This is a genomic window from Dyella sp. EPa41 (genome assembly GCF_016586165.1).
Lineage (GTDB): Bacteria > Pseudomonadota > Gammaproteobacteria > Xanthomonadales > Rhodanobacteraceae > Dyella.
Window position 1 is genome coordinate 1 of record NZ_BCPR01000075.1, and the last position, 22,769, is coordinate 22,769.

Sequence of the window (22,769 nt, forward strand, 5' to 3'; positions counted from 1 at the left end):
TGCGAGCGGAGCGCAATAGCCAGGGGCAACGACAAGCCCACACCCTCTCCCCACGCCCTCTCCCGGAGGGAGAGGGGCATTACATCATCGGCTTACTTGCCGCTCCACTGACCCAGTGCGGCGAGGCCGTTGTCCTTCGCGCGGGCGTGGACGGTCTTCTGCGCGTCGGCGTAGTTGGCCTTCATGTCCTTGGCCCACAGCTTCAGCGCGGCCTGCTGCATGGCGCGGCCATAGGAGAACGACAGCGGCCACGGGTGCGGGCCCATGCGGTTCATCGCATTGAGGTGCGCGGTCGACTGCTCGTCGGTCTGGCCACCGGAGAGGAACACGATGCCCGGCAGGGTGGCCGGCACGGTGGTCTTGAGCACGCGCACGGTGGCTTCGGCGACTTCCTCGACCTCGGCCTGCTCGTCCGCATCCTTGCCCGGAATGACCATGCTGACCTTCAGGATGGTGCCTTCCAGCATCACGTTCTGCTCGTACAGCGCGTTGAACAGGCTGCGCAGCACGGCTTCGTGCACTTCGTAGCTGACTTCGATGCTGTGGTCGCCGTCCATGATCACTTCCGGCTCGACCATCGGCACCAGGCCGGCTTCCTGGCACAGCGCCGCGTAGCGGGCCAGCGCGTGGCAGTTGGCTTCGATCGCGGTGGAGGACGGGTTGTCCTCGGAAATGTTGATCACGGCGCGCCACTTGGCGAACTGGGCGCCCAGCTTCACGTATTCCTGCAGGCGCTCGCGCAGGCCGTCGAGGCCTTCGGTCACCACGTCGCCCGGGAACCCGGCCAGCGGCACCGGGCCCTTGTCGACCTTGATGCCCGGGATGATGCCGTTCTTCTTCATGACCGTGGTGAACGGCACGCCGTCCTTGGTCGACTGGCGAATGGTTTCGTCGTACAGGATCGCGCCGGAGATGTGCTCGTTGAGGCCCGGCGTGGTGAGCAGCAGCTCGCGATAGGCACGGCGGTTCTCTTCGGTGTTGTCGATGCCGACGGCCTCGAAACGCTTCTTGATGGTGTTGGTCGACTCGTCGATGGCGATGATGCCCTTGCCGGGCGCAACCATAGCGAGGGCAACGCTTTCGAGATCTTCGATGCTCATGACAACTCCGGTACTTAGGCGGTGTGGGCCGCACAAGGTGGAAGCCGCCCTGCAAGGGGGCGGCTAGGCTTAAAGGCCCGCAAGTATATGGCATCTGGCCGCGAGGGGCCCTGAGCGCCCCTGAACGGCCATGGCGGCAAGGATCAGGCCTGGTTGTAGCCCGGCAGCTTGCACGCGTTGACGATGGATTGCCGCTGCGCAGCATCCTCCGGCAGGTTGAACGGCACGATGAAATACGTGTTGACCGGCTCGTGCGTCTTGTTGGTGAGCGAAGGCCCGTAGCGGAAGTTGCCCGCCACGCTCTTGGCCACGGCGCCGAGATCGCTCTGCGGCACCACCTTGACCACGTTGACGTTCTGCGGCACGCCATCGGAGCCGATCATGTAGGTCACCGCCACGCAACCGGGCTTGTCCATGTTGGAGCCGCTGTTGGGCACGTCGGCATCCACCTTGGTGTTGAGCATGATCCAGTACGACTGGATGCGATCCGGACCCACCATGCGTGCCTGCGACTGGGCAAGCAGCGGTGCCGCCAAGCCCATGGCAAGGGCCAGCGAAATCGCCTGGACGCGGCGACGCGACTTCATGTTCATGGAAAACCTCCTGCGCATGGATGGGTGGGGACGTCGGCCCGGATTCTAGCCCCAAGGCGGACAGACCGACGTCGATGCCATGCTTACAGGTCGCGCAAGCACTCCACCACGCCCTCGGCGCCCACCGAGAGCAGCTTGAGCGTATTGGTACCGCCGCCCTGGCCGATGTGGTCGCCGTGCGTGAGCACCACGCGGTCGCCTTCGGACAGCTTGCCTTCGGCGAACAGCTGGCGCACCGCATCGCGCGCGGAGCCGGCCGGCGTCTGCGACACGTGGGTGAACTTCACGGCCTGCACGTCGCGCAGGATCGACATGCGGCGGCGCGCATCGTCGAACGGCGACAATGCATAGATGGGCACCGCGCTGCGGTAACGCGACAACCACTGCGCGGTGGCGCCCGACTCGGTCAACGCAACGATCGCGCGCACGCCGAGCTGGCTGGCCAGCACCATCGCGGCGAGCGCAATGGCCTGGTCGGTGCGGTCCAGGTGATGCCCCTGCGTGGCCGGGTCTTCCTTCGGCTCGAACTGGCGTTCGGCGCCGAGGCAGATGCGGCGCAGCGCGGCCACGGCCTTGTCCGGATGCGCGCCGGCCGCTGATTCCTCGGACAGCATCACGGCATCGGTGCCGTCGATCACGGCGTTCGCCACGTCCATCACTTCGGCGCGGGTGGGGATCGGCGAGCGCACCATCGACTGCAGCATCTGCGTGGCGGTGATCACGGCGCGATTGCGCTGCACCGACTCGCGGATGATCTTTTTCTGCAGGCCGGGCAGTTCGGCATCGCCGATTTCCACGCCCAGGTCGCCGCGTGCGACCATCACCACGTCCGAGGCGTCGATGATTTCACCCAGCACCGGAATCGCGTCGGCGCGCTCGATCTTCGCCACCAGCGAAGCCTTGCCGCCGGCTTCTTCCAGCAGGCGGCGCGCCTCGTTCATGTCGGCGGCCGAGCGCACGAAGGACACGGCGAGGAAGTCGCAGCCGATCTCGGCGGCGAGCTTGATGTCAGCCTTGTCCTTGTCCGAGAGCGCGGACACCGAGAGGCCACCACCCTGGCGATTGAGGCCCTTGCGATCGGACAGCTTGCCGCCAATCAGCACGCGGCAGCGGATCTCCGCGCCGACGACGGATTCAACCGTCAGCGCGACCAGGCCATCGTCCAGCAGCAGCACGTCACCCGCGGACACGTCCTTCGGCAGGTCGTAGTAGCTCACGCCGACGCGGGTGGCGTCGCCAAGCGGCGCACCGGGGCTGCAGTCCAGCACGAAGCTATCGCCCACACGAAGCTCCACCGGACCATGGGCAAACTTTTCGACGCGGATCTTGGGACCCTGAAGATCCGCCAGCACGCCAACCTCGCGACCGAGCCTGGTCGCCGCATCGCGGACGGCGACAGCACGCGCGCGGTGGTCGTCCGGCTGGCCGTGCGAGAGGTTCAGGCGAACCACATCGACGCCTTCGGCAATGATTTTCTCGAGCATGCCAGGCGCATCGGTCGCGGGACCGAGGGTGGCAACAATTTTTGTGCGACGCAACGTAGATTCGGTAGTCATGCATCCACGCTAGCAGAATTGGATCGATCTGCCAGAGGGTTCGCACAGGCTTTTCTCCTGCTGTCCACGGTATGCAAGTGGACTGCTTGTGGCATGCGGACCACCGGCGACCAGTGGTATTACGCAAAGACCATGAAGAATGCGTCCAGCTCGTGACACTGGTCTGGTCAACTGGCATTCGGACGGCCAAATACTGGTGCCATGGCACGCAAAATGCGAGGCCACTCTGAAGCCAGGGTCCCCGCGTCCCGCAAAGCCTGCTTCACTCCGCCCGGGCATGCGCAAAGCCTGCGCGATGCGTATTGCGCAACGCAACAAACTCTTTCGGCTTTGCTGATCTTTTGACCAAAAAAAGGCCCGCGCGGTGCGGGCCCTGATGCGACGCCGGGCAGACGCAGAATCAGCGCGACAACGCCAGGTTCAGCACTTCGGCCAGGCGGCGCCCGGCTTCGCGCAGACGCAGTTCCGCCACGGGCAGTTCCTTGTCCACATACGCCTGGTCGATCTTGTGGCCGTCGGGGTAGATGTCGCGGGAGATCTGGCAGGACTCCTCCGCCCATTGCGCATAAGCGTTGTCGAACGGGGCGATGGGCCTGGGCAGGATCACCGTGCCGCGCGATTCCAGCTCGTCCGCGTAGGCCTTGTAGTCGAGGCCCCGCGTCTTGAGCAGGCCCGAATCCCACACGCTATGCAGGTTGGTGCCCTTGTCCTGGAACTGGACCTGATAGGCATTGCCGCCCTTGTCGTCGCGCGAACCGCCGTGCAGCGGCTGGTGTTCGTCGCCGATGAAGTGCACGACGAACTTCAGGGCTTCCAGGCGCGCGGCGTCAGGCTGCGATTTGTCCGCGAGAATCCGCTCGTAATGATCGATGCCGCCGACCACGCACTGGCCATCCCTGCAATCGCGCGGCGGCGTGTAGTCGCAGTCGCCGTGCGTGAAATCGACATAGTGCAGCGCGCGGGTCTGCTTCCACAGCGCGTCCTTGGAGGGATCGTTGCGGATCTCGTCAGGCCAGCTGGCGATGTCCGCCAACGACTTCGTGTTCTCCGGCGCCAGCAGGCGCTCCACCTCGGCCTCGGCCGCCGGACTCAGATGACGCTGCGCCAGGTCGGCCACGACGCCATGACCCAGTTGGCCCCAGGCGTGGACGCCGGGAGCCAGGACAAGACAAAGGAGTGCGGCAACGGTGGAATGACGTGGAAACAGCATGTGACGGCGGCTCGTGGGCATAAGGAACCGCGAAGTCTGCCACAGCCAGATGACAGGCCGAGGCCAGGCTGGCTCACACGCCGGCGTTCGGTACTTCCAGCGAACGGCCATCGCCATCATGGACGCTCACGTCCACCTTGATGCCCTGGCGCACGCTCTGGGTCACGATGCAGAAATCCTCGAACTGCGCCAACACGCGGTCGAGGTGCTCCAGCAACTCGGCCTTGTCCGACAACTGCAGGTCGACACCGATGTGGGTGATGCGCCAGCGCCCGTGCTCATTGCGCGCGAGCGTCGCCTTCGCCTTGGCGCCCAGCCGGCCCGGCGTGTTCTTGTATTTGCGCAGGGCGAACAGCAGGCTGGCGCTCAGGCAGTTGGCCACCGCGGCGGCCAGCAGGCGGGAAGGGTTGGGGCCGGCATCGCGACCCAGCGGCGATGTCTCGTCGGTGGTCAGGTCGGGAATGGCGGTCTCGTCGAAGCGGACCTTGAACTCGTAGTCCGATACCTGCTCCAGCGTGATGCCAAACGTCTGCGCTGTCTCGCTCATGAAACTCTCCCTGGCCCGACGCTCGGGCCAAAGGGCTGATTGAAGCGCCTTTGGCCGTTCCTGAACAGCCCGGCCGCGACCCATCCGGCCCCGGGATGAGGCAACACCCCGGTTCAGGCTAAAATGACGGTTTTACGGCGGTCCCACAGCCGCCAATTCCGTCACCTCACTCCGGAGGATGCTGTCACATGGCCATCAAGGTCGCCATCAACGGTTACGGTCGCATCGGCCGCAACATTCTGCGCGCATTGTACGAAGCCGGTCGCACCAACGAGATCCAGATCGTTGCGATCAACGACCTCGGCAACGCCGAGACCAACGCGCACCTGACCCAGTACGACACCGCGCACGGCAAATTCCCGGGCACCGTGTCGGTGGACGGCGGCGATCTGATCGTCAACGGCGACCGCATCAAGGTGTGCGCCGAACGTGACCCGTCCAAGCTGCCCTGGGGCGCCCTGGGCGTGGACGTGGTGCTCGAGTGCACCGGCCTGTTCACCTCCAAGGCCAAGGCCAGCGCGCACCTCGCCGCCGGCGCCAAGAAGGTGATCATCTCCGCCCCGGGCGACAAGGACGTGGATGGCACCTTCGTCATCGGCGTCAACACCGACAAGCTCACCTCCAAGCTGGAAGTGATCTCCAACGCGTCGTGCACCACCAACTGCCTCGCTCCGCTGGCCAAGGTGCTGCACGAGAAGATCGGCATCCAGCGCGGCCTGATGACGACCATCCACGCCTACACCAACGACCAGGTGCTGACGGACGTCTACCACTCCGACCTGCGTCGCGCCCGTTCGGCCACGCACTCGCAGATCCCGACCAAGACCGGCGCCGCCGCCGCGGTGGGCCTGGTGCTGCCGGAACTCAACGGCAAGCTGGACGGTTTCGCCATGCGCGTGCCGACCATCAACGTGTCGGTCGTCGACCTCACCTTCGACGCCTCGCGTCCGACCACCAAGGAAGAGATCGACCAGGTCATCAGCGAAGCCGCCAACGGCCCGCTGAAGGGCATCCTGGCCGTCAACACGCAGCCGCTGGTGTCGATCGACTTCAACCACAACCCGGCCTCTTCCACCTACGACGCGACCCAGACCCGCGTCATGGAAGGCACGCTGGTGAAGGTGCTGTCGTGGTACGACAACGAGTGGGGCTTCTCCAACCGCATGCTCGACATGACCGTCGCGCTGATGGCGGCGAAGTAAGTCCAACGCCACGTACCATGAAAAAGGGCCGGTTCATCCGGCCCTTTTTTTGTTTCCGCAAACGCATGCGGTGCAATGTCGCGATGCGTGCGATACACGCATCGGCCTGATCCAAGTCAAAGCCGGGCGGATCAATCGCGAATCATTATCGTCGCGTCTTTTCTGACTTTCACGACGGAGATGTCCCCATGATCCGCAAGACCTTTGCCCTCGCCCTGCTCGGCCTGTTCGCCGCGCCCCTGTGGGCTGCCGACTGCAGCACCACCATCGAGGGTAACGATGCCATGCAGTTCAACCAAAAGAGCATCGAGGTTCCCAAGACCTGCAAGCAATTCGCCGTCACGCTCAAGCACACCGGCAAACTGCCCAAGGCTTCCATGGGCCACAACTGGGTGCTGGGCCACTCGGCGGACGAAGCGGGCATCATCGCCGACGGCATGAAGGCCGGCGCCGACCAGAACTACGTCAAGGCTGACGACACCCGCGTCATCGCCCACACCAAGCTGGTGGGCGGCGGCGAATCCGACACCGTGACCGTGCCGGTGGCCAAGCTCAAGGCCGGCGAAACCTATGCCTACTTCTGCACCTTCCCGGGTCATGCGGCCCTGATGAAGGGCAGCTTGTCGCTGAGCAAGTAACCAGCGTGAGCCCCGGTGGGCCGGGGAGCAGCCAGCTTCGGCTGGCTGCTTTTTCATGCCCGGCGCCCCAACGCAAAGGGCCGGATCATCTCCGGCCCTTTGCCCGTTTCCGGTGCCGGGGAACTCAGCCCAACGCGGCCAGCGCCGAATCGTAGTTCGGCTCGTGCGCGATCTCGCCCACCAGCTCGCTGTGAACCACCTGGTCGTGGGTATCGAGCACCACCACGGCACGCGCCGCCAGGCCCGCCAGTGGCCCGGAGGCGATGGCGACACCGTAGTGCTTCAGGAAGTCGTGGCCGCGCAAGGTGGACAAGGTCACCACATTGCTGAGGCCTTCCGCGCCGCAGAAACGAGCCTGGGCGAAGGGCAGATCGGCGGAAATGCACAGCACCACGGCGTTGTCGAGCTGGCTGGCCTTCTCGTTGAAGCGGCGCACGGAGGTGGCGCAGGTGGGCGTATCGATGCTGGGGAAGATGTTGAGCACCTTGCGCTTGCCGGCGAAGCTGGCGAGCGTCACGTCGGCAAGATCCTTGCCCACCAGCGAGAACGCCGGCGCGTGCTCGCCCTTGGCGGGAAAATGACCGTCGACCTGGACCGGCTGGCCCTTGAGCGTTACCTGGGACATGGGGACACCTCGTTGGACAGGGCCTACAAGTAGAACATGGCCTTGGCCAGAAAGACGATGCCTGCCATGAGCACCAGCACGATGCGGTGGGTGCGCCGGAACCGGCAGGGGTCGAGTATCCCCCCGCGTGCCCGCACCGCCTTGACGAAAACCGTGAGCACCGCCAGCGCCAGGGCCACCTTGGCCAGCAGCAGCCACCCGAAATGGGTCTGCAGGCATCGGAAGCCGGCGCAGCGGACGGTGAACATCGCGACGCCGCTCGCATAGAGGGTCCCCACGATCCATGGCATGACACGGCGAGCGCGCTGCATCACCACCCGCTCAATGCGTTCCATCGTGGCGCGGTCGAACGTCCGGTGCAGCGCATCGAGGATCACCACTTCAAAGGCGACCCCGCCGGCGAACACGATGGCGCAGGAAAGATGCAGCAACAACAAGAGGGGGTACCACATGCCGGCGTCGTCTCCGCGTGTCCGTCGACATGAGGCCACTGGACCGCACCGGAACTCCCTGACCCGGATCAAGGAAGATACGCGCGGGAGCTTTCCATCGTTGGTCTTCGGACGGCCAAACGCCGCGCGGCATTTCGTCGTGGACCGCTTGAAAATGCTTTGACTTGCGTCATCGCCCCAGCCCGAGGGCACCCAGAGCATCTCCGCAACGTTCAGGGAGATGCGTTATGGGCAGTACACGAAAACTATGGTGTTGGCTCACCGCCTTGTTGCTGGTTTCTTTTGGCGTGCTGCTGTGGATCGGTGGCGAAGTGCACCAGCAGGCGCCACCGCTACCCCAAGCCGTGGTTACCACGGATGGCCAGACCTTGTATTCCGGCGCCGATGTCGACGAAGGCCGCCAGGTATGGCAGAGCATCGGCGGCCAACAACTCGGCACCATCTGGGGACACGGCGCGCTGGTGGCGCCGGACTGGAGCGCGGATTGGCTGCATCGCGAAGCCGACGCCATGCTCGAACTGCTCGCCAAGGACGAAGGCGCCGCTTCGTTCAGCACGCTGGATGCCGGTCGCCAAGCCGCGCTGACGGCGCGCGTGCAACAGGAGCTTCGCCACAACACCTACGATGCCGACAAGGGGACCATCACCGTCTCCAACCTTCGCGCGCAGGCGATGGCCACGGTCGGCGCGCACTACGACAGCCTGTTCAGCAACGATCCGGCGACGGCGCAGCTGCGCAAGGCGTATGCCATGCGCGACAACACCGTGGGCGAGATGGAACACCGCCGCGTGCTCACCGCGTTCTTCTGGTGGACCAGCTGGGCCGCCGCCGCGGAACGCCCCGGCAACACCATCAGTTACACGCAGAACTGGCCATACGATCCGCTGGTCGGCAACACGCCTGCGCCATCGGCCCTGATGTGGTCGGTGTTCAGCGTGATCTTCCTGATCTGCGGCATCGGCTTGCTGGCCTGGTACCACACCGTGCAGAACCACAACGAAGCGCCGGCGCAACCGCCCGCACGCGATCCGCTGGCCGACTTCAAGGCCACGCCCTCGATGAAGGCCACCGCCAAGTACTTCTGGGTGGTGATGGCGCTGTTCCTGGTGCAGATCCTGCTCGGCGCCACCACAGCTCACTACCAGGTGGAGGGCCAGGACGTGTACGGCTATGCGCTGGCCAACGTGTTGCCCTACAGCCTCACGCGCACCTGGCACACGGAACTGGCCGTGCTCTGGATCGCCACCGCCTGGCTGGGCACCGGGCTTTACATCGCGCCGGTGATCGGCGGCTTCGAACCGAAGTTCCAGCGCCTTGGCGTGAACTTCCTGTGGGTGTGCCTGCTTGTCATCGTGGTGGGCTCGTTCGCCGGCCAGTGGTTCGCGGTGATGGACAAGATGGGCCTGAAGTACAACTTCTGGTTCGGCCACCAGGGCTGGGAATATGTGGACCTCGGCCGTTTCTGGCAGATATTCCTGTTCATTGGACTGATGCTGTGGCTGTTCCTGGTGGGCCGTGGATTGTGGCCGGCGATCAAGCGCAAGGACGACACCTCGTCCATCGTGGGCCTGCTGTTCCTCTCCACCGTGGCGATCGGCCTGCTCTACGGCGCGGGGCTGATGTGGGGCGAGCACACGCACATCGCGATGGTCGAATACTGGCGCTGGTGGGTGGTGCACCTGTGGGTGGAAGGCTTCTTCGAAGTATTCGCCACCGCGGTGATCAGCTACCTGTTCGTCCGCCTCGGCCTGCTGCGCGCGCGCAGTGCCACCACCAACGTACTGTTCGCCACCATCGTGTTCATGGCCGGCGGCGTGTTGGGCACGCTGCACCACCTGTACTTCACCGGCACCACCACCGCGGTGATCGCGCTCGGCGCCAGCTTCTCGGCGCTGGAAGTGGTGCCGCTCGCGCTGATCGGCATGGAAGCGTATGACACCTGGCGCAAGCAGCACTCCGCACCGTGGATGGCACGCTATCGCTGGCCAATCATGTTCTTCGTGGCGGTGAGTTTCTGGAACCTGGTGGGCGCCGGCATGTTCGGCTTCCTGGTGAACACGCCGATCGCGTTGTACTACATGCAAGGCCTCAACCTCACGCCGCTGCACGGCCACACGGCGTTGTTCGGCGTGTACGGCATGCTGGGTCTTGGCCTGATGCTGTTCTGCCTGCGCGGCATCAAGCCGGATGCGGAGTGGCGCGAAGGCTGGCTGCGTGCCGCGTTCTGGCTGCTCAACATCGGCTTGGCCATGATGGCACTGTTCACCCTGTTGCCGCTGGGCCTGATCCAGCTGCACGCCGCGCTCGAACACGGCTACTGGTTCGCGCGCTCGGCCGCGGTGCTGGATACGCCACTGGTGCATCTGCTGGTGTGGTTGCGCGTGCCGGGGGACAGCCTATTCGCGGTCGGTGCGGCGCTGGTTTCGGTATTCGTCGCTTCGCTGTGGCTGGCTACCGGACGCAAGCCCGTCGCGAGCACGCAGGCGCTGCGCGACAGTCGATGAAAGCCCCGGGGCGTGCCGAGCGGCACGCCCCTCGCCTGCGCCAACCGCGGATATCAAGGCCCCATGCTCGAGTTCTATCCCCAGATCAAATGGCTGCACATCGCGTGCATCATCGCGAGCGGCACGCTGTTCACCCTGCGTGGCCTGCTGGTGCAGGTCGGCCGCGAAGGCCTCGCGCATCGGGCGCCATGGCGCTGGCTCAGCTACGCCATCGACACCACCCTGCTCACCGCCGCGATGATGCTGCTCACCATCCTGCCGCATGGCATGTTCGCCAACGGCTGGCTGACCACCAAGCTGGTGCTGGTACTCACCTACGTGACATTGGGCGTGCTGGCGATGCGCCGCTCCGGTTCACCTGGCGCACGCCGCCTCAGTTACGCCGCGGCCGTGCTGACCTATATCACCATCATCGGTATCGCCCGGGCCCACCATCCGCTGGGTTGGCTCCATCTCTGGCTCACCTGATCCATGACCTTTTCACACGATCACGTGCTGGATGCCTGTTTTCTGGGGCCTTACGGCGAGAACGACACACTGCTCGAAAAGTTGATGGTGGAGTTCCTCCGCGACCATGTCTATTGGCGTCGCAATTTCCACCCCGAAGACCCGCCGGCCATCGCCACCGCCGCAGCCCATCATCCGGACTATCTCGCGTTCGAGGCACGCACGCGGCGCGAGCTGCATCTGCTCTCGGCGTCGCTCAAGAAGTCGGTGCCGTTCCATAGCCCGCGCTACATCGGCCACATGGCCTCCGACCTGCTGCTGCCGGGCCTGGCCGCGCACATGCTTGCCCTGCCCTACAACCCGAACAACGTCTGCGAAGACGCGGCCCCGGTCACCGTGGAGCTGGAGGTGAAGGTCGGCCTGCAACTGGCGCGCATGCTGGGCTATCCCAACGATCCCTCGCGCCCTGAATGCGCATTTGGCCATCTCACCTCGGGCGGCACGCTGGCGAACTACCAGGCGTTGCGGCTTGCCCTCGCGCTGAAGGCATTCCCGGTGGCGCTGCGCACGGCACGCGTACCCGACCTCGGCCTTCCCGACGACGACTGGCACGCCTTCAACCTGCGACAGGACGAAGTCATAGCCTTGCTGGAAGCCTGGCAACGCTGGCTCGGCACGCAGCGCGCCGACACAGCGAGGGCATGGCAGGCGCGGGTCGAGGCCGAACGCATCGAGCAGCGGGGCTTGCCCGCGTTCTTTGCGGCGCATCCGCAGTTGCAACCTCCGCTGGTGATGGCGCCTATCACGGCGCATTACTCCTGGAGCAAGGGCCTGAAGTTGCTTGGCCTGGGCCGCGATCAGCTCCGCTTGCTGCCGACCAAGGGCATGCGCCTGGACGCCGACGCCCTGCATGTCGCGCTCGATCATTGCGCCCAGGCGCGCCAACCCGTGCTGATGTGCGTGGCCGTGCTGGGCAGCACCGAGTACGGCACCATCGACCCGGTCCACGACGTCCTCGCCGCACGCAGGCAGTCGCGCAAGCAAGGCATCGATTTCGCGGTGCATGTCGACGCGGCATGGGGTGGCTATCTCGCCACGCTGTTCCGCCGGGCCGACGGCTCGCTTCGCCCCCGCCAGGAAGTCGCTGTCGATTTCACGCATTTTCCCACGCGCGAGGTGCACGCCGCCTTTGCGGCGCTGGGCGACACGGATTCGGTCACCGTCGACCCACACAAGCTCGGCTACCTGCCCTACGGCACCGGCGCCTTCGTGTGTCGCGACCATCGCGCCATGGCCTTACTGGTGGAACAGGCCGACTACGTGTTCAACGGCCATGCGCCGACCGATTACATGACGCGCTACCGCAGCCTCGGCCAGTTCATACCCGAAGGCTCCAAGCCGGGAGCCTCGGCGGCGGCGGCCTATGTCGCACACCAGGTCTTGCCGCTGGAACACGCGCATTTCGGGCGTCTGACCGGTGCGACCATCCACGCCGCCGAAGCCTTCCATGCCGCCGCACGGAAGTTCGCCGCCACCATGGTGGGGCACGCCCATGTGCTGGTGCCGTTCGAGCCGGACAGCAACCTGGTCTGCCTTGCCATCAACCCGTGGGGCAATGCACGGGTGGCTCACGCCAATGCGTTCGTGCAGCGATTGCACGACGCACTCCGCTGCGATCCGTCCCGCCCGCTGCAGACGAAGGAATTCTTCGGGTCGATGACCAGCCTTCAGCCCGAGCGACTGGGTGCATCCGACACGGCGCGCATCCTCGCCGCGCTCGGCCTCGACGCCGGCACCCTGGCACCAGGGCAGGACTCGGGTCGACTGATGCTACTGCGCCACACGTTGATGAACCCCTACCTGCTCGATGCACAGCACGGCAGCAGCTACATCGAGCGCTACTTCGCCTTCCTTGGCGCCCAGATACACGCGCTGACCCGTGCGGACGCGGCATAGTAGCGGCCTTATCCCACCGCATGAGGCACGCCAGATGACCATTGCGCTGCTCGGCTACGGCCGTTTCGGCCAGGCCTTCGCCGATCTTTTGCATGAGGCGGGACATACGGTGGCCGTATTCGATCCGCACGCGGCCGTGCCTGCTGCCTTGAAACGCGCGTCCCTCGCGGAAGCGGTTCGCGATGCACAGTGGGTCGTGCTGGCCATGCCCGTCCCTGCGATCGGGCCCGTGCTGCATGAGCTCAAGCCCCTGCTCCGCCGGGAACACACGGTCATCGACGTAGGCAGCGTGAAAGAGCAGCCCTGTCGCCTGATGGACGAGATTCTGGGCGCGGACATCGAGCACGCCGGCACCCATCCGCTGTTCGGGCCACTCAGCCTCGCCCGCAACGAACGCCCGCTGCGTACCGTGCTTTGCGCCAGCACGCTGCATCCCGATGCGGCTCGTCGCACGCGCGCACTGCTCGAATCCCTGGGCTGCGAGGTCATCGAACGCGACGCCGCCAGCCACGATCGCGCCATGGCCGAAACCCATGCGCTGGCGTTCTTCATCGCCAAGGCCCTGGTGGACATGGGCATCGGCGAGGACCTGTCGATGGCGCCACCGTCCTTCCTCGGCCTCGCCAATATGCTGGCCGCCGTGCGTGGCGATGCCGGCCACCTCTTTGCCGCCATCCAGCGCGAAAACCCGTATGCCGCCGAAGCGCGCGCCGCCCTGATCGAGCATCTCGGCACGATCCATCGCCGACTGTCGGACGTGGAAGGTGCCGCGCTGTCGATCCCGGACATGACCCAACCGCCCTCATGAGCCACCACGATCTGCGCAGCTTCCTCGATCAGCTCGAACGCGAACGCCAGCTCCTGCGCATCTCCGCGCCCGTCGATCCCCAGTTGGAGTCCACCGCGCTCAGCCTTCGCGCGTTGCGCGAGCAAGGGCCGGCGCTGCTGATGGAACAACCGCGTGGCTCCAGCCATGCATTGCTCGGCAATCTGTTCGGCCATCGGCGCCGCATCGAACTGGCGCTCGCCGGGCGCCCTCTCGCCTCATTGCGCGAACTGGGCCGACTGCTGGCGTCGATCAAGGAACCGCGCTGGCCTTCCAGCCTGCGCCAGGCGCTGGCCAGTTGGCCGGAACTCGCCCAGCTTGCCCACGTGGCGCCGCGACGCGTCCACGATGCGTCGTTCCACCACGAAACCCTGCGTGGCACCGACATCGACCTCGCGCGACTGCCGATCCAGCGATGCTGGCCCGGGGATGCGGGCAAGCTGATCACCTTCGGGCTGGTGATCACGCGCGGCACGCGCCAGCCTCGCCAGAACGTGGCGGTCTATCGCCAGCAGGTCATCGGCGCCAACCGCGTGATCATGCGCTGGCTGCCGCATCGCGGCGGCGCGCTCGACTACGCGGACTGGCAGGCAGAACATCCCGAACAGCCGTTCCCATTACTGGTGGCCATCGGCGCCGATCCTGCGACCATGCTCGCCGCCGTGGCGCCGGTGCCGGACACGCTCTCCGAGTTCGAGTTCGCCGGGCTGCTGCGCGGCCAGCGCACTCGTACCTGGCACAGCACGCTGACGGGCCTGGATGCGCCGGCCGGTGCCGAGATCCTGCTGGAAGGTTTCATCCATCCGCGGGACACCGCCCTGGAGGGACCCTTCGGCGATCACACGGGCTACTACAACGCCCAGGACCATTTCCCGGTATTCACCGTCGAGCGCATGCACCTGAGGCGAGATGCGATCTACCACGGCAGCTACATGGGTCGCGCGCCGCATGACGAACCTTCGGTGATGGCGATGGCCTTGAACGACGTGTTCGTGCCGATCCTGCAGAAAGTGTTTCCCGAGATCGTCGATTTCTACCTGCCGCCCGAGGCCTGTTCGTATCGCATCGCGGTGGTGAGCATCCACAAGCAGTACGCGGGGCATGCAAGGCGCGTGATGATGGGCGTGTGGTCGTACTTGCGGCAGTTCACCTACACCAAATTCGTGATCGTCACCGACGAGGACATCGACGTGCGTGACTGGTCGCAGGTGTTGTGGGCCATTGCCACGCGGGTCGATCCCGCGCGCGATGCCATGCTGGTGGAGAACACGCCGATCGATTATCTCGACTTCGCCAGCCCGGTGGCCGGCATCGGCTCGAAGCTTGGCATCGACGCGACCAACAAGTGGCCCGCCGAGACCACGCGCGCTTGGAGCCCACCGATCGTGTCCGACGAAGCGGTGGAGCGTCGCGTCGATGCCCTGTGGTCTTCGCTGAAGGCGACGCCCGTGGCTGGCGGCGTCGTGCCATAGCCCTTCGCATCAAGAGGTCTTCGGCGGCGCTTGTCCGGGCGCGTCCAGCACGGCCAGCACCTCGCGCAACTGCGCCTGCAGCGCCGTCCACGAACGCTCCCACTGCCCTTCATGCGGCCTGGCGAGGCCAAAGCGCTGCAGCATCGCGTGCGCCTTTGCAAGCTGGGCACGCAACGCTTCGATTTCGCCTTGCGCGCGTTCGTAATCGTCCTTGCCCACCATGAGTATCTTGCGATCGCGGCATACGCCGATACAGGGCTGCGGCGCCTCGATCTTGCCGCAGCCGATGCATTGCCAGGCCTGGATATAGTCGATCATCAGATGGGGTCCTCGTTGCCGATGCGCCATCCTGTGCCACGCGGCGCCTTCACTCCCTGACGTCCATCAGACACCCGCCTTCGAACGTGACACGCCGCGACGGCATGCCACATATGCGGTGATCTCGCGCATGGGATGATGCAATCGCTACGCAAAAACTCGCGACACCCTACAAGGATTTGAGTGATACGCCCGCGAACACATCCATGGATAGCCTGGCTGGCCATGATGGCCATCTGGCTTGCCATCGTGGCGCCGGTGGTTTCGCAAGCCGTAGTCGTTGTCGACATGCCCGCCATGGCGATGGGAATGGACTGCGATGGTCACCACGACCATGCGCCGCCTCTCGCGCCCCACCCCTCCTCGATGGAGAAGTGCGGCTATTGCGGCCTGCTCAGCCACCAACCGGTGCTGCTGGCCGCTTACGTGCCGGCAACCGTCCATCCGCTTCCGGCGGGCTTGCCCCTTTCCTACAGCGCACCACTCGGCGCGGAACCTTCCGTGCTGGCCGCCGCGCCACGCGGCCCACCCGTTATCCCGCAGCACTGAAACCCGTCACGTCGCTCTTGCGGCTCACAGCCGCGAGCCGTCCTGTTGCCTGCGATAACGGAATATCTCCATGCCTGAACTTTTCTCCCGGGAAGGCGCGCCCATCAAGGCGCGGCCGCTCCCCTGCCTCATTGCGTTTGCCTTGTATGCCGTGACGTCGCCCACAGGGGCGACTGACGCGGTCCTGACCTTTCCCGCCATCGTGGTCACCGCGCCGATGCAGGAAAGTCCCCTGACCGTGGTGACCGATCCCAAGGCCCCGCGCCAACCCGTACCCGCCAGCGATGGCGCGGATTTCCTCAAGAGCATCCCGGGCTTCTCGACCATCCGCAAAGGCGGCAGCAACGGCGACCCGATGCTGCGCGGCATGGCAGGTTCGCGGCTCAACCTGCTGGTCGATGGCGGCCAGATCGGTGGTGGCTGCCCTTCGCGCATGGATCCACCAACCGCCTATATCTCGCCGCAGCTGTACGACCGCGTCACGGTGATCAAGGGTCCGCAGACCGTGCTGCATGGGCCGGGCAACTCCGCCGGCACCGTGCTGTTCGAGCGAGACTTCAAGCGCTACACCAAGGCCGATGCCTCGCTGGAGGGCAGCCTGCTCGGCGGCTCGGCCGGCCGCAACGACCAGATGATCGACGTTCGCACCGGTACGCCGGACGTCTACATGAATGTCAGCGCGAACCACACGCACGCCCAGGACTACGAGGACGGCGACGGCAACCGCGTGCATTCGTCGTGGGACCGCTGGAATGCCGATGCCGCCGTGGGCTGGACGCCGGACGACGACACGCGTGTCGAACTGTCCGCCGGCAAGGGCGATGGCCAGGCCGCCTACGCTTTCAGCGGGATGGATGGCGCGCAGTTCCTGCGCGAGAGCATGGGCCTGAAGATCGAGCATGATCGCCCCAATGCCGTGTTCAGCCACATCGAGGCGCAGCTCTATTACAACTACGCCGACCACGTGATGGACAACTACACGCTGCGCCAGCCCGATCCGTCGAGCATGATGCCGATGGCGATGGCCAGCGACGTGGACCGCAAGACGGTCGGCGGTCGCGTCGTCGGCAGCTTCGACTGGAGCGAGGCGTGGAAGCTGCAGGCCGGCATCGACGGTTCCTCCAGCGTGCACACCAGCCGCATGGGTGGCCCCGCGGGCGGCATGTTGCCGGACTACCACACCCAGCCACGCGTGCGCGACGCGCGCATAGATATGCTGGGCGCGTTCGGCGAACTCAACTGGAATGTGGCTGAACGCGAACGCTGGATGGCCGGTGCTCGCGTCGATCGTGCGCAGACGCGTGGCTACGACCTTCCCGACAGCAACTCGATGCCGGGCATGGGCGGCATGGTGCCCGCCCGCCATGCCACTGACGCCAGCCGATCGCAGACACTCCCCTCGGGCTTCGTCCGCTACGAGCGCGACCTGGCCGCGTCGCCCGCCACCTTTTACGCGGGCGTCGGCCACGTGGAACGCTTTCCCGATTATTGGGAGCTGTTCGGTGGCCACGCCGACAAGACGCTCCGCAGCTTCGAGCAACTCAAGCCGGAGAAGACCACCCAGCTGGATATTGGCCTGCAGTACCACGACAGCAAGCTCAAGGCCTGGGTCTCCGGCTACGCGGGCGTGGTGAGCGACTTCATCCTGATGGACTACGGCTCGGGCATGAGCGCAAGCAAGGCACGCAATGTCGATGCCCGCATCGCCGGTGCCGAAGCCGGGCTGGTCTACAGCCTCGGCGAACGCTGGAAGGCCGACGCGACGCTGGCATGGACCTGGGGCGAGAATCGCACCGAGCATCGTCCCCTGCCGCAGATGCCGCCGCTCGAGGCGCGCTTCGGCCTGACCTACGACACCGGCGTGTGGTCGGTCGGTGGCTTGTGGCGTCTGGCCGCCGCACAACATCGCGTGGCAGTGGGTGAAGGCAATATCGTCGGCCAGGACCTGGGGCCCAGCGCCGGCTTCGGTGTGTTCTCGCTCAATGGCGGCTATCGCATCGATCGCCGGACAACCTTGAGCGCGGGCGTCGACAACCTGTTCGACAAGACCTACGCCGAGCACGTCAACGCCGCGAGCGCGGGCCTGGTGGGCTACGTCAACACGGTGAGGGTGAACGAACCGGGCCGCACCTTCTGGCTGAAACTGGACGTGAAGTACTGAGCTGCCACGGAGGGCGGCGCATGCCGTCCTCCGTGGCCTTGGCTACTCCTGGTGCGAGTGTCCGGAGGGGGCATCCGCCGTCCAGGCCGGATCGTCGAAGTAGCGCGGATAGCCGGCCACTGCCTTGCGCATGGCCGCCACTTCGGCCACATCCTGCGGTTGATCCTTGAGCTTCTGCGTCGCCGACAGCAGCGGCACCAGCATGCCGTGCAGCACGGCATCCTGCTGCGGCTTCAGCTTGCAGTGCGCGAAGAGGTAGGCGCCGGCATCCAGGATCAGGCCTGCGCGATCCTGCGCCATCGCGTCGCTCATATGGCCCATCTCGTGGTGGCGAAGCTCATCGAGCGCCTGGTGGATGCGCCCCATGCCGTCACGCAGCGGCTCGTCGGCCACCCATCGTGGAGAGGGCACCGGCACCTGCGTGCCGTCGAAAGCGGCGTGCGCCGCATGATCATGCTGGGGGGCGGCGCATACCGGGCCGGCGAATGCCAGGGCACTGCACAGCAACAGCGCCATTCGCGATTTGGACATGCGGGTGACTCCTGTGTCGAAGTGATGCCGAGCATAGGCTTGGGCATCGGCATCTCCCCTGACGCATGTCAGCGACGCCCTGGCCCGCGACAATCAGGATGCAGCCCGATGTCCCGGGTGTCGAGGTCTGCATGCAACTGGTCTGTCCCGCCGGCAACCTGCCGGCCCTGAAAGCGGCGGTGGATGCCGGCGCGGATGCGGTCTATGTCGGCTTGCGCGACCAGACCAACGCACGGGCCTTCCCCGGCCTCAACTTCAACGACGAGGAGTTGCGGCAAGGCATCGCCTATGCGCACACGCGCCAACGCAAGGTCTACCTTGCGCTCAATACCTACCCGGACAGCGTGCGTCTTTCGCATTGGCACGCGGCGGTGGACAAGGCTGCTTCGCTGGGAAGCGACGCCATCATCGCCGCCGAGATGGCGGTGCTCGACTACGCCGCGCGCCACTATCCGGGGCTCGCCCGGCACCTGTCCGTGCAGGGCTCGGCGACCACCGCACCGGCGTTGCGCTACATGTACGAGCGCTTCGGCATCAGCCGTGCCGTGCTGCCCCGCGTGCTGTCGGTGCAACAGGTGGAACGCCTGTGCGAACAGGCGCCCGTGCCGCTGGAAGTGTTTGCCTTCGGCAGCCTCTGCATCATGGTCGAGGGACGTTGCCAGCTGTCCAGCTATGTCACCGGCGCCTCGCCGAACCGCCATGGCGTCTGCTCGCCGGCCAGCTTCGTGCGCTGGGAAGAGCACGACGACGGCGGACGCAGCGTGCGGCTCAACCGCGTCTTGATCGATCGCTTCGATCCTTCCGAACCGGCGGGCTATCCCACCGTGTGCAAGGGCCGCTATGCGGTGGGCGGCGAGACCTTTCACGCCCTGGAGGAACCCACCAGCCTCAACACGCTGCCATTGCTGCCACGCCTGGCCAGCGCCGGCGTGGCCGCGCTGAAGATCGAAGGGCGCCAGCGCGGCGTGGCGTACGTGGCATCGGTGACGCGCACCTGGCGCGAAGCCTTGGACCGCTACCGCGCCGCACCGGAGCGATGGCAGGCTCAACCGGAATGGCAGACAGCCCTCGCCAGGCACGCCGAAGGTCACCAGACCACGCTCGGCCCCTATCACCGCCATTGGCACTGACACGATGCACGCCATGAAACTCAGCCTCGGCCCGCTGCAATACTTCTGGCCGCGCGAGCGCACCTTTGCGTTCTACCGCGAAGCCGCCAGGTGGCCGCTGGACATCATCTACCTGGGCGAAACGGTATGCAGCAAACGCCGTGAACTGCGCACGCTGGACTGGATCATGCTGGCCCACGAGCTCGCGGAAAGCGGCAAGCAGGTCGTGCTGTCGTCGCTCGCGCTGATCGAGGCCGAATCCGAACTGGGCGCACTTCAGCGCCTCATCGACCAGGGCCATGGATGGATCGAGGCGAACGACCTCTCCGCGGTCCAGCTGTGCCGCGCGCGTGGCGTGCCGTTCGTGGCGGGGCCCTCGCTCAACGTGTACAACCATCGCGCGTTGGCCATGCTGGTGGAAGACGGCTTGCGCCGCTGGGTGCCCGGCGTCGAACAAGGCGCCGTACTGATCGACGAACTCCGCGGTGCTTTGCTGGAAGACGGCGGCGAGATGCCTGAGGTAGAAGTCATCGCTTTCGGACGCCTGCCGCTCGCCTACTCGGCACGTTGCTTCACCGCCCGGGCATGGGATGTAGCCAAAGACCAATGCGGCTTCCGCTGCATCGACTATCCCGATGGCCTGCCGCTGGCCACGCGCGAGGGACGCCCCTTCCTGCGCATCAACGGCATCCAGATCCAGGGCGAGGAAATCACCGATCTCGGTCCCGAACTGCCCACCCTGCGTGCGCTGGGCGTGGATGTGCTGCGCCTGTACCCGCAGGCGGAAGGCATGGACGACATCGTGGCGCACTTCGACCTGGCCCGCCGCTCCGCCACGCCACCGCCACGCATCGGCGCGCGCAACGGCTATTGGCATGGCACGGCGGGGATGCGATCGGTCGAACGGCCTTGATGGCTACGGACCGTGTTGCAGGTTTCACCAACGGCCGTGGCGAGCGCCGTGCCGTACTTGCTCGAACGTTGAAGACTATCTTTCCGGCAACGGCCGCAGGTCTCCGACAGTGACACGGCCCTTCCAACCTTGAAACAGTTCCGCGGCATGGTTGTCCACCTTTCGGGCAACCAGCCAGACGGGCTGCGGGGCCTGGCAACCTCCGCTGGTCATGTGGTCCACGGTGAGCCCTTCGATGCAGACCATGGCGCCATAGACTTCACCACGCGTCAAGGCGTTACGCTCCCGCTGATAGCGCCGTTCTGCACGACGCGCAGCCATCTCATCGCCGTAGGCAGGCGTCATGGCCAGGAGCAGATGCTCCGCCTGGAGGCGCTCCTCGGGAGAGGCATGCTCCCTGGCCGAACTCAGGACGGCCCGATAGACCGCGTCACCGCGCTCGGCCGCCAGCGTAAGCCACGCCAGACCGCGTGCCCGATCCAACGGCACGAAGTCGCCCTTGAAATACCCAACGCCGAGCAGGAACTGCGCCTGCTTGCTGGCCCAACGCGCCGCTTGTTCAAGGGCATTCGCGCTGGCCGCCGAACGTCCTTTCGCCAGCTCGCGTCTGCCCACGCAGTAGTAATAACTTCCAGGCAAGAAGCGCTCCAATCCACGAGCGCAATAAGCTCTGCTTACCTCGCCCAGGCTGCGATCGATCTGAAACACGGCAGTATCCGCGGCGTCGGGATCGCCGGGATTCATTTCCACCAACCAAGCACCCGACGCCGCCCTTGTCGAAAGAGCACCTGTCATGGCGATCAACCCCAGTGTGAAGAAAATGCCCTTTGCGCCACGCATTGCAACACCTCGATGCTCCGTCATCGCAATTCTTCTTCAAAGCCTCGCCTGCACCAGGCACCAAGCACTTTGAGCTCCCGCCCAGAACAAGTCTTCCCGACCTACCAAACCTTGTCATGCCTGACATCGAACGCGGTGCTCCATCGGCACAAGCACCGAACCAGACCCGTGATTGGAGTCATCAAAACTCGCTCATTGAAAACCACGGCTAAACTCAAAACCCCAACCGTAGGCCAGGTCTGGCTCTATTGATTCGCAAAACACCAAGGCTGAACACACGTCATCGATGGGCATATTTGTCGCCGACCGGTAATACGTGACCATCACAGAGTATTCGTTGCCAACTGTTTTGCAGACATATGCCTCCTGCTGGGTGATGGAGACGTTGCTGCAACGAACCATATTGTTTCCGCACCCGCCTTCAATAGTGATGTGGTACGGGTTATTGGTATCAATGACACCACCATGCATCGTGACGTTATTACAAAACGCGGCCTGCTGCCCAATGATGTTGTTGTGCGCATCAGATGGTGCTTACGGAAAAACTGCGAGCCGCATGGGCACCCTGAGCAAACGTAGAAACAAACAGCAGGAAAAGAGATCCATGCCATACGACGGCAGCCTTGGACGCTTCGAGGCTCCAACATTCCCCGAACGCTCGTCTATCCATATACGCCTTGGATGTCGGTAGTACTTAGGCTTGTTCTCGGGTGCGGGAAGGACGCATTGCTCCCCTAGGTTAAAACGGAGGGGAAGTCCAACGCCCCGAGGATAAGTAACCTCGACCGTCTGACATTGCGGTTCATACGGGGCAAAGATGGCACCAGTGACCATTCTGACTGCGGTCGCTTTGCGACCCCGCTGTTCTCAACTACCCCTCGGCCATCACGAGGCCACCCAAGCGGGCGTCATGCATCGCAGGGAGCCCGAGGCCCCGGCCGCTTCACACCGCAGCGCGAAGCCAGCCGCGGCCTCGGTTCCGATCAGACCTTCGCAAATACCAGACTTGCGTTGGTGCCACCGAAACCGAAACTGTTGGACATCACCGTGCGCAAGGCCGCTTCGCGCGTCTCACGCAATATCGGGAAGCCTTCCGCTTTCTCATCGAGCTGATCGATATGCGCCGAGCCGGCCATGAAGCCACCCTTGAGCATCAGCAGGCTGAAGATCGCCTCGTGCACACTGGCCGCGCCCAACGCATGCCCCGTGTGCCTTGGTGG

At 65.1% G+C, this 22,769-nt stretch carries 21 protein-coding genes and 1 pseudogene; 11 read left to right on the plus strand and 11 right to left on the minus strand.

Annotation, left to right across the window (positions count from 1 at the left end):
* Positions 1-92: 92 nt before the first annotated feature.
* The 5 genes from JMF82_RS18225 to JMF82_RS18245 form a co-directional block, all read right to left on the minus strand.
* Positions 93-1,100, minus strand: coding sequence for a class I fructose-bisphosphate aldolase (locus JMF82_RS18225; protein WP_201315954.1), 1,008 nt, complete (start codon positions 1,098-1,100; stop codon positions 93-95).
* Positions 1,101-1,243: 143 nt separating this feature from the next.
* A complete protein-coding gene (locus tag JMF82_RS18230) occupies positions 1,244-1,693 on the minus strand; it encodes an energy transducer TonB (protein ID WP_201315955.1) in 450 nt (149 codons plus the stop codon).
* 83 nt (positions 1,694-1,776) lie between these two features.
* Positions 1,777-3,249, minus strand: a complete 1,473-nt coding sequence (pyk, locus tag JMF82_RS18235) for a pyruvate kinase (RefSeq protein WP_201315956.1) — start codon at positions 3,247-3,249, stop codon at positions 1,777-1,779.
* A 400-nt stretch (positions 3,250-3,649) separates the two neighbouring features.
* Positions 3,650-4,459, minus strand: a complete 810-nt coding sequence (locus tag JMF82_RS18240) for a S1/P1 nuclease (protein ID WP_201315957.1) — start codon at positions 4,457-4,459, stop codon at positions 3,650-3,652.
* 73 nt (positions 4,460-4,532) lie between these two features.
* The gene (locus JMF82_RS18245; RefSeq protein ID WP_201315958.1) at positions 4,533-5,006 is read right to left on the minus strand and encodes an OsmC family protein; all 474 of its coding nucleotides are present in this window, start codon (positions 5,004-5,006) and stop codon (positions 4,533-4,535) included.
* A 188-nt stretch (positions 5,007-5,194) separates the two neighbouring features.
* Here JMF82_RS18245 and gap point away from each other — a divergent pair, with 188 nt between their 5' ends.
* Together gap and azu are read left to right on the plus strand one after the other, a co-directional pair.
* Positions 5,195-6,208, plus strand: a complete 1,014-nt coding sequence (gap, locus tag JMF82_RS18250) for a type I glyceraldehyde-3-phosphate dehydrogenase (protein WP_201315959.1) — start codon at positions 5,195-5,197, stop codon at positions 6,206-6,208.
* A 191-nt stretch (positions 6,209-6,399) separates the two neighbouring features.
* Complete coding sequence (gene azu, locus JMF82_RS18255) at positions 6,400-6,846, plus strand: azurin (protein WP_201315974.1); 447 nt, start codon at positions 6,400-6,402, stop codon at positions 6,844-6,846.
* Between the two features lie 124 nt (positions 6,847-6,970).
* On the opposite strand, the gene tpx is transcribed toward azu, so the two are convergent.
* Positions 6,971-7,471 (minus strand): thiol peroxidase, encoded by a 501-nt coding sequence (gene tpx / locus JMF82_RS18260; protein ID WP_201315960.1) that lies wholly within the window; start codon positions 7,469-7,471, stop codon positions 6,971-6,973.
* A gap of 23 nt (positions 7,472-7,494) precedes the next feature.
* Entirely contained in the window at positions 7,495-7,923 is a 429-nt protein-coding gene (locus tag JMF82_RS18265; RefSeq protein WP_201315961.1) for a hypothetical protein, read from the minus strand.
* 227 nt (positions 7,924-8,150) lie between these two features.
* Here JMF82_RS18265 and JMF82_RS18270 point away from each other — a divergent pair, with 227 nt between their 5' ends.
* From JMF82_RS18270 to JMF82_RS18290, 5 genes are all read left to right on the plus strand, one after another.
* The gene (locus tag JMF82_RS18270; RefSeq protein WP_201315962.1) at positions 8,151-10,427 is read left to right on the plus strand and encodes a nitric-oxide reductase large subunit; all 2,277 of its coding nucleotides are present in this window, start codon (positions 8,151-8,153) and stop codon (positions 10,425-10,427) included.
* 63 nt (positions 10,428-10,490) lie between these two features.
* Positions 10,491-10,895 carry a SirB2 family protein gene (locus JMF82_RS18275; protein ID WP_201315963.1) on the plus strand — a complete coding sequence of 135 codons (405 nt, stop codon included), beginning with the start codon at positions 10,491-10,493 and terminating at the stop codon, positions 10,893-10,895.
* 3 nt (positions 10,896-10,898) lie between these two features.
* Positions 10,899-12,830, plus strand: coding sequence for a pyridoxal-dependent decarboxylase (locus JMF82_RS18280; RefSeq protein WP_201315964.1), 1,932 nt, complete (start codon positions 10,899-10,901; stop codon positions 12,828-12,830).
* A complete protein-coding gene (locus tag JMF82_RS18285; protein ID WP_307837990.1) occupies positions 12,814-13,638 on the plus strand; it encodes a prephenate dehydrogenase in 825 nt (274 codons plus the stop codon). Before JMF82_RS18280 ends, JMF82_RS18285 begins: the two co-directional genes overlap by 17 nt.
* A complete protein-coding gene (locus JMF82_RS18290; protein ID WP_201315966.1) occupies positions 13,635-15,128 on the plus strand; it encodes a UbiD family decarboxylase in 1,494 nt (497 codons plus the stop codon). Before JMF82_RS18285 ends, JMF82_RS18290 begins: the two co-directional genes overlap by 4 nt.
* A gap of 9 nt (positions 15,129-15,137) precedes the next feature.
* Here the strand turns inward: JMF82_RS18290 and JMF82_RS18295 are convergent, their stop codons facing one another.
* Positions 15,138-15,446: a hypothetical protein gene (locus tag JMF82_RS18295; RefSeq protein ID WP_201315967.1), complete on the minus strand. Its 309-nt coding sequence runs from the start codon at positions 15,444-15,446 to the stop codon at positions 15,138-15,140.
* Positions 15,447-15,671: 225 nt separating this feature from the next.
* Here JMF82_RS18295 and JMF82_RS18300 point away from each other — a divergent pair, with 225 nt between their 5' ends.
* Both JMF82_RS18300 and JMF82_RS18305 read left to right on the plus strand, forming a co-directional pair.
* Positions 15,672-15,995 carry a DUF2946 family protein gene (locus tag JMF82_RS18300; protein ID WP_201315968.1) on the plus strand — a complete coding sequence of 108 codons (324 nt, stop codon included), beginning with the start codon at positions 15,672-15,674 and terminating at the stop codon, positions 15,993-15,995.
* A 70-nt stretch (positions 15,996-16,065) separates the two neighbouring features.
* Complete coding sequence (locus JMF82_RS18305) at positions 16,066-18,156, plus strand: TonB-dependent copper receptor (RefSeq protein WP_201315969.1); 2,091 nt, start codon at positions 16,066-16,068, stop codon at positions 18,154-18,156.
* A 42-nt stretch (positions 18,157-18,198) separates the two neighbouring features.
* Here JMF82_RS18305 and JMF82_RS18310 read toward each other — a convergent pair whose 3' ends face one another.
* Complete coding sequence (locus JMF82_RS18310; protein WP_201315970.1) at positions 18,199-18,687, minus strand: DnrO protein; 489 nt, start codon at positions 18,685-18,687, stop codon at positions 18,199-18,201.
* Positions 18,688-18,818: 131 nt separating this feature from the next.
* On the opposite strand from JMF82_RS18310, the gene JMF82_RS18315 reads away from it, so the two are divergent.
* A complete protein-coding gene (locus JMF82_RS18315) occupies positions 18,819-19,817 on the plus strand; it encodes a peptidase U32 family protein (protein WP_201315971.1) in 999 nt (332 codons plus the stop codon).
* 13 nt (positions 19,818-19,830) lie between these two features.
* Positions 19,831-20,709 carry a U32 family peptidase gene (locus JMF82_RS18320; protein ID WP_236585556.1) on the plus strand — a complete coding sequence of 293 codons (879 nt, stop codon included), beginning with the start codon at positions 19,831-19,833 and terminating at the stop codon, positions 20,707-20,709.
* 75 nt (positions 20,710-20,784) lie between these two features.
* Here the strand turns inward: JMF82_RS18320 and JMF82_RS18325 are convergent, their stop codons facing one another.
* Together JMF82_RS18325 and JMF82_RS18330 are read right to left on the minus strand one after the other, a co-directional pair.
* Complete coding sequence (locus JMF82_RS18325) at positions 20,785-21,573, minus strand: SEL1-like repeat protein (RefSeq protein ID WP_201315973.1); 789 nt, start codon at positions 21,571-21,573, stop codon at positions 20,785-20,787.
* A gap of 959 nt (positions 21,574-22,532) precedes the next feature.
* Positions 22,533-22,769, minus strand: a pseudogene (locus tag JMF82_RS18330) (beta-ketoacyl-ACP synthase I); the annotation flags it as partial.

Bases quoted from the DNA above. Each gene is read 5' to 3' on its own strand.
- JMF82_RS18225 (WP_201315954.1), bottom strand. From the start codon at position 1,100: ATGAGCATCGAAGATCTCGAAAGCGTTGCCCTCGCTATGGTTGCGCCC.
- JMF82_RS18230 (WP_201315955.1), bottom strand. From the start codon at position 1,693: ATGAACATGAAGTCGCGTCGCCGCGTCCAGGCGATTTCGCTGGCCCTT.
- pyk (WP_201315956.1), bottom strand. From the start codon at position 3,249: ATGACTACCGAATCTACGTTGCGTCGCACAAAAATTGTTGCCACCCTC.
- JMF82_RS18240 (WP_201315957.1), bottom strand. From the start codon at position 4,459: ATGCTGTTTCCACGTCATTCCACCGTTGCCGCACTCCTTTGTCTTGTC.
- JMF82_RS18245 (WP_201315958.1), bottom strand. From the start codon at position 5,006: ATGAGCGAGACAGCGCAGACGTTTGGCATCACGCTGGAGCAGGTATCG.
- gap (WP_201315959.1), top strand. From the start codon at position 5,195: ATGGCCATCAAGGTCGCCATCAACGGTTACGGTCGCATCGGCCGCAAC.
- tpx (WP_201315960.1), bottom strand. From the start codon at position 7,471: ATGTCCCAGGTAACGCTCAAGGGCCAGCCGGTCCAGGTCGACGGTCAT.
- JMF82_RS18265 (WP_201315961.1), bottom strand. From the start codon at position 7,923: ATGTGGTACCCCCTCTTGTTGTTGCTGCATCTTTCCTGCGCCATCGTG.
- JMF82_RS18270 (WP_201315962.1), top strand. From the start codon at position 8,151: ATGGGCAGTACACGAAAACTATGGTGTTGGCTCACCGCCTTGTTGCTG.
- JMF82_RS18275 (WP_201315963.1), top strand. From the start codon at position 10,491: ATGCTCGAGTTCTATCCCCAGATCAAATGGCTGCACATCGCGTGCATC.
- JMF82_RS18280 (WP_201315964.1), top strand. From the start codon at position 10,899: ATGACCTTTTCACACGATCACGTGCTGGATGCCTGTTTTCTGGGGCCT.
- JMF82_RS18290 (WP_201315966.1), top strand. From the start codon at position 13,635: ATGAGCCACCACGATCTGCGCAGCTTCCTCGATCAGCTCGAACGCGAA.
- JMF82_RS18295 (WP_201315967.1), bottom strand. From the start codon at position 15,446: ATGATCGACTATATCCAGGCCTGGCAATGCATCGGCTGCGGCAAGATC.
- JMF82_RS18300 (WP_201315968.1), top strand. From the start codon at position 15,672: ATGATGGCCATCTGGCTTGCCATCGTGGCGCCGGTGGTTTCGCAAGCC.
- JMF82_RS18305 (WP_201315969.1), top strand. From the start codon at position 16,066: ATGCCTGAACTTTTCTCCCGGGAAGGCGCGCCCATCAAGGCGCGGCCG.
- JMF82_RS18310 (WP_201315970.1), bottom strand. From the start codon at position 18,687: ATGTCCAAATCGCGAATGGCGCTGTTGCTGTGCAGTGCCCTGGCATTC.
- JMF82_RS18315 (WP_201315971.1), top strand. From the start codon at position 18,819: ATGCAACTGGTCTGTCCCGCCGGCAACCTGCCGGCCCTGAAAGCGGCG.
- JMF82_RS18320 (WP_236585556.1), top strand. From the start codon at position 19,831: ATGAAACTCAGCCTCGGCCCGCTGCAATACTTCTGGCCGCGCGAGCGC.
- JMF82_RS18325 (WP_201315973.1), bottom strand. From the start codon at position 21,573: ATGACGGAGCATCGAGGTGTTGCAATGCGTGGCGCAAAGGGCATTTTC.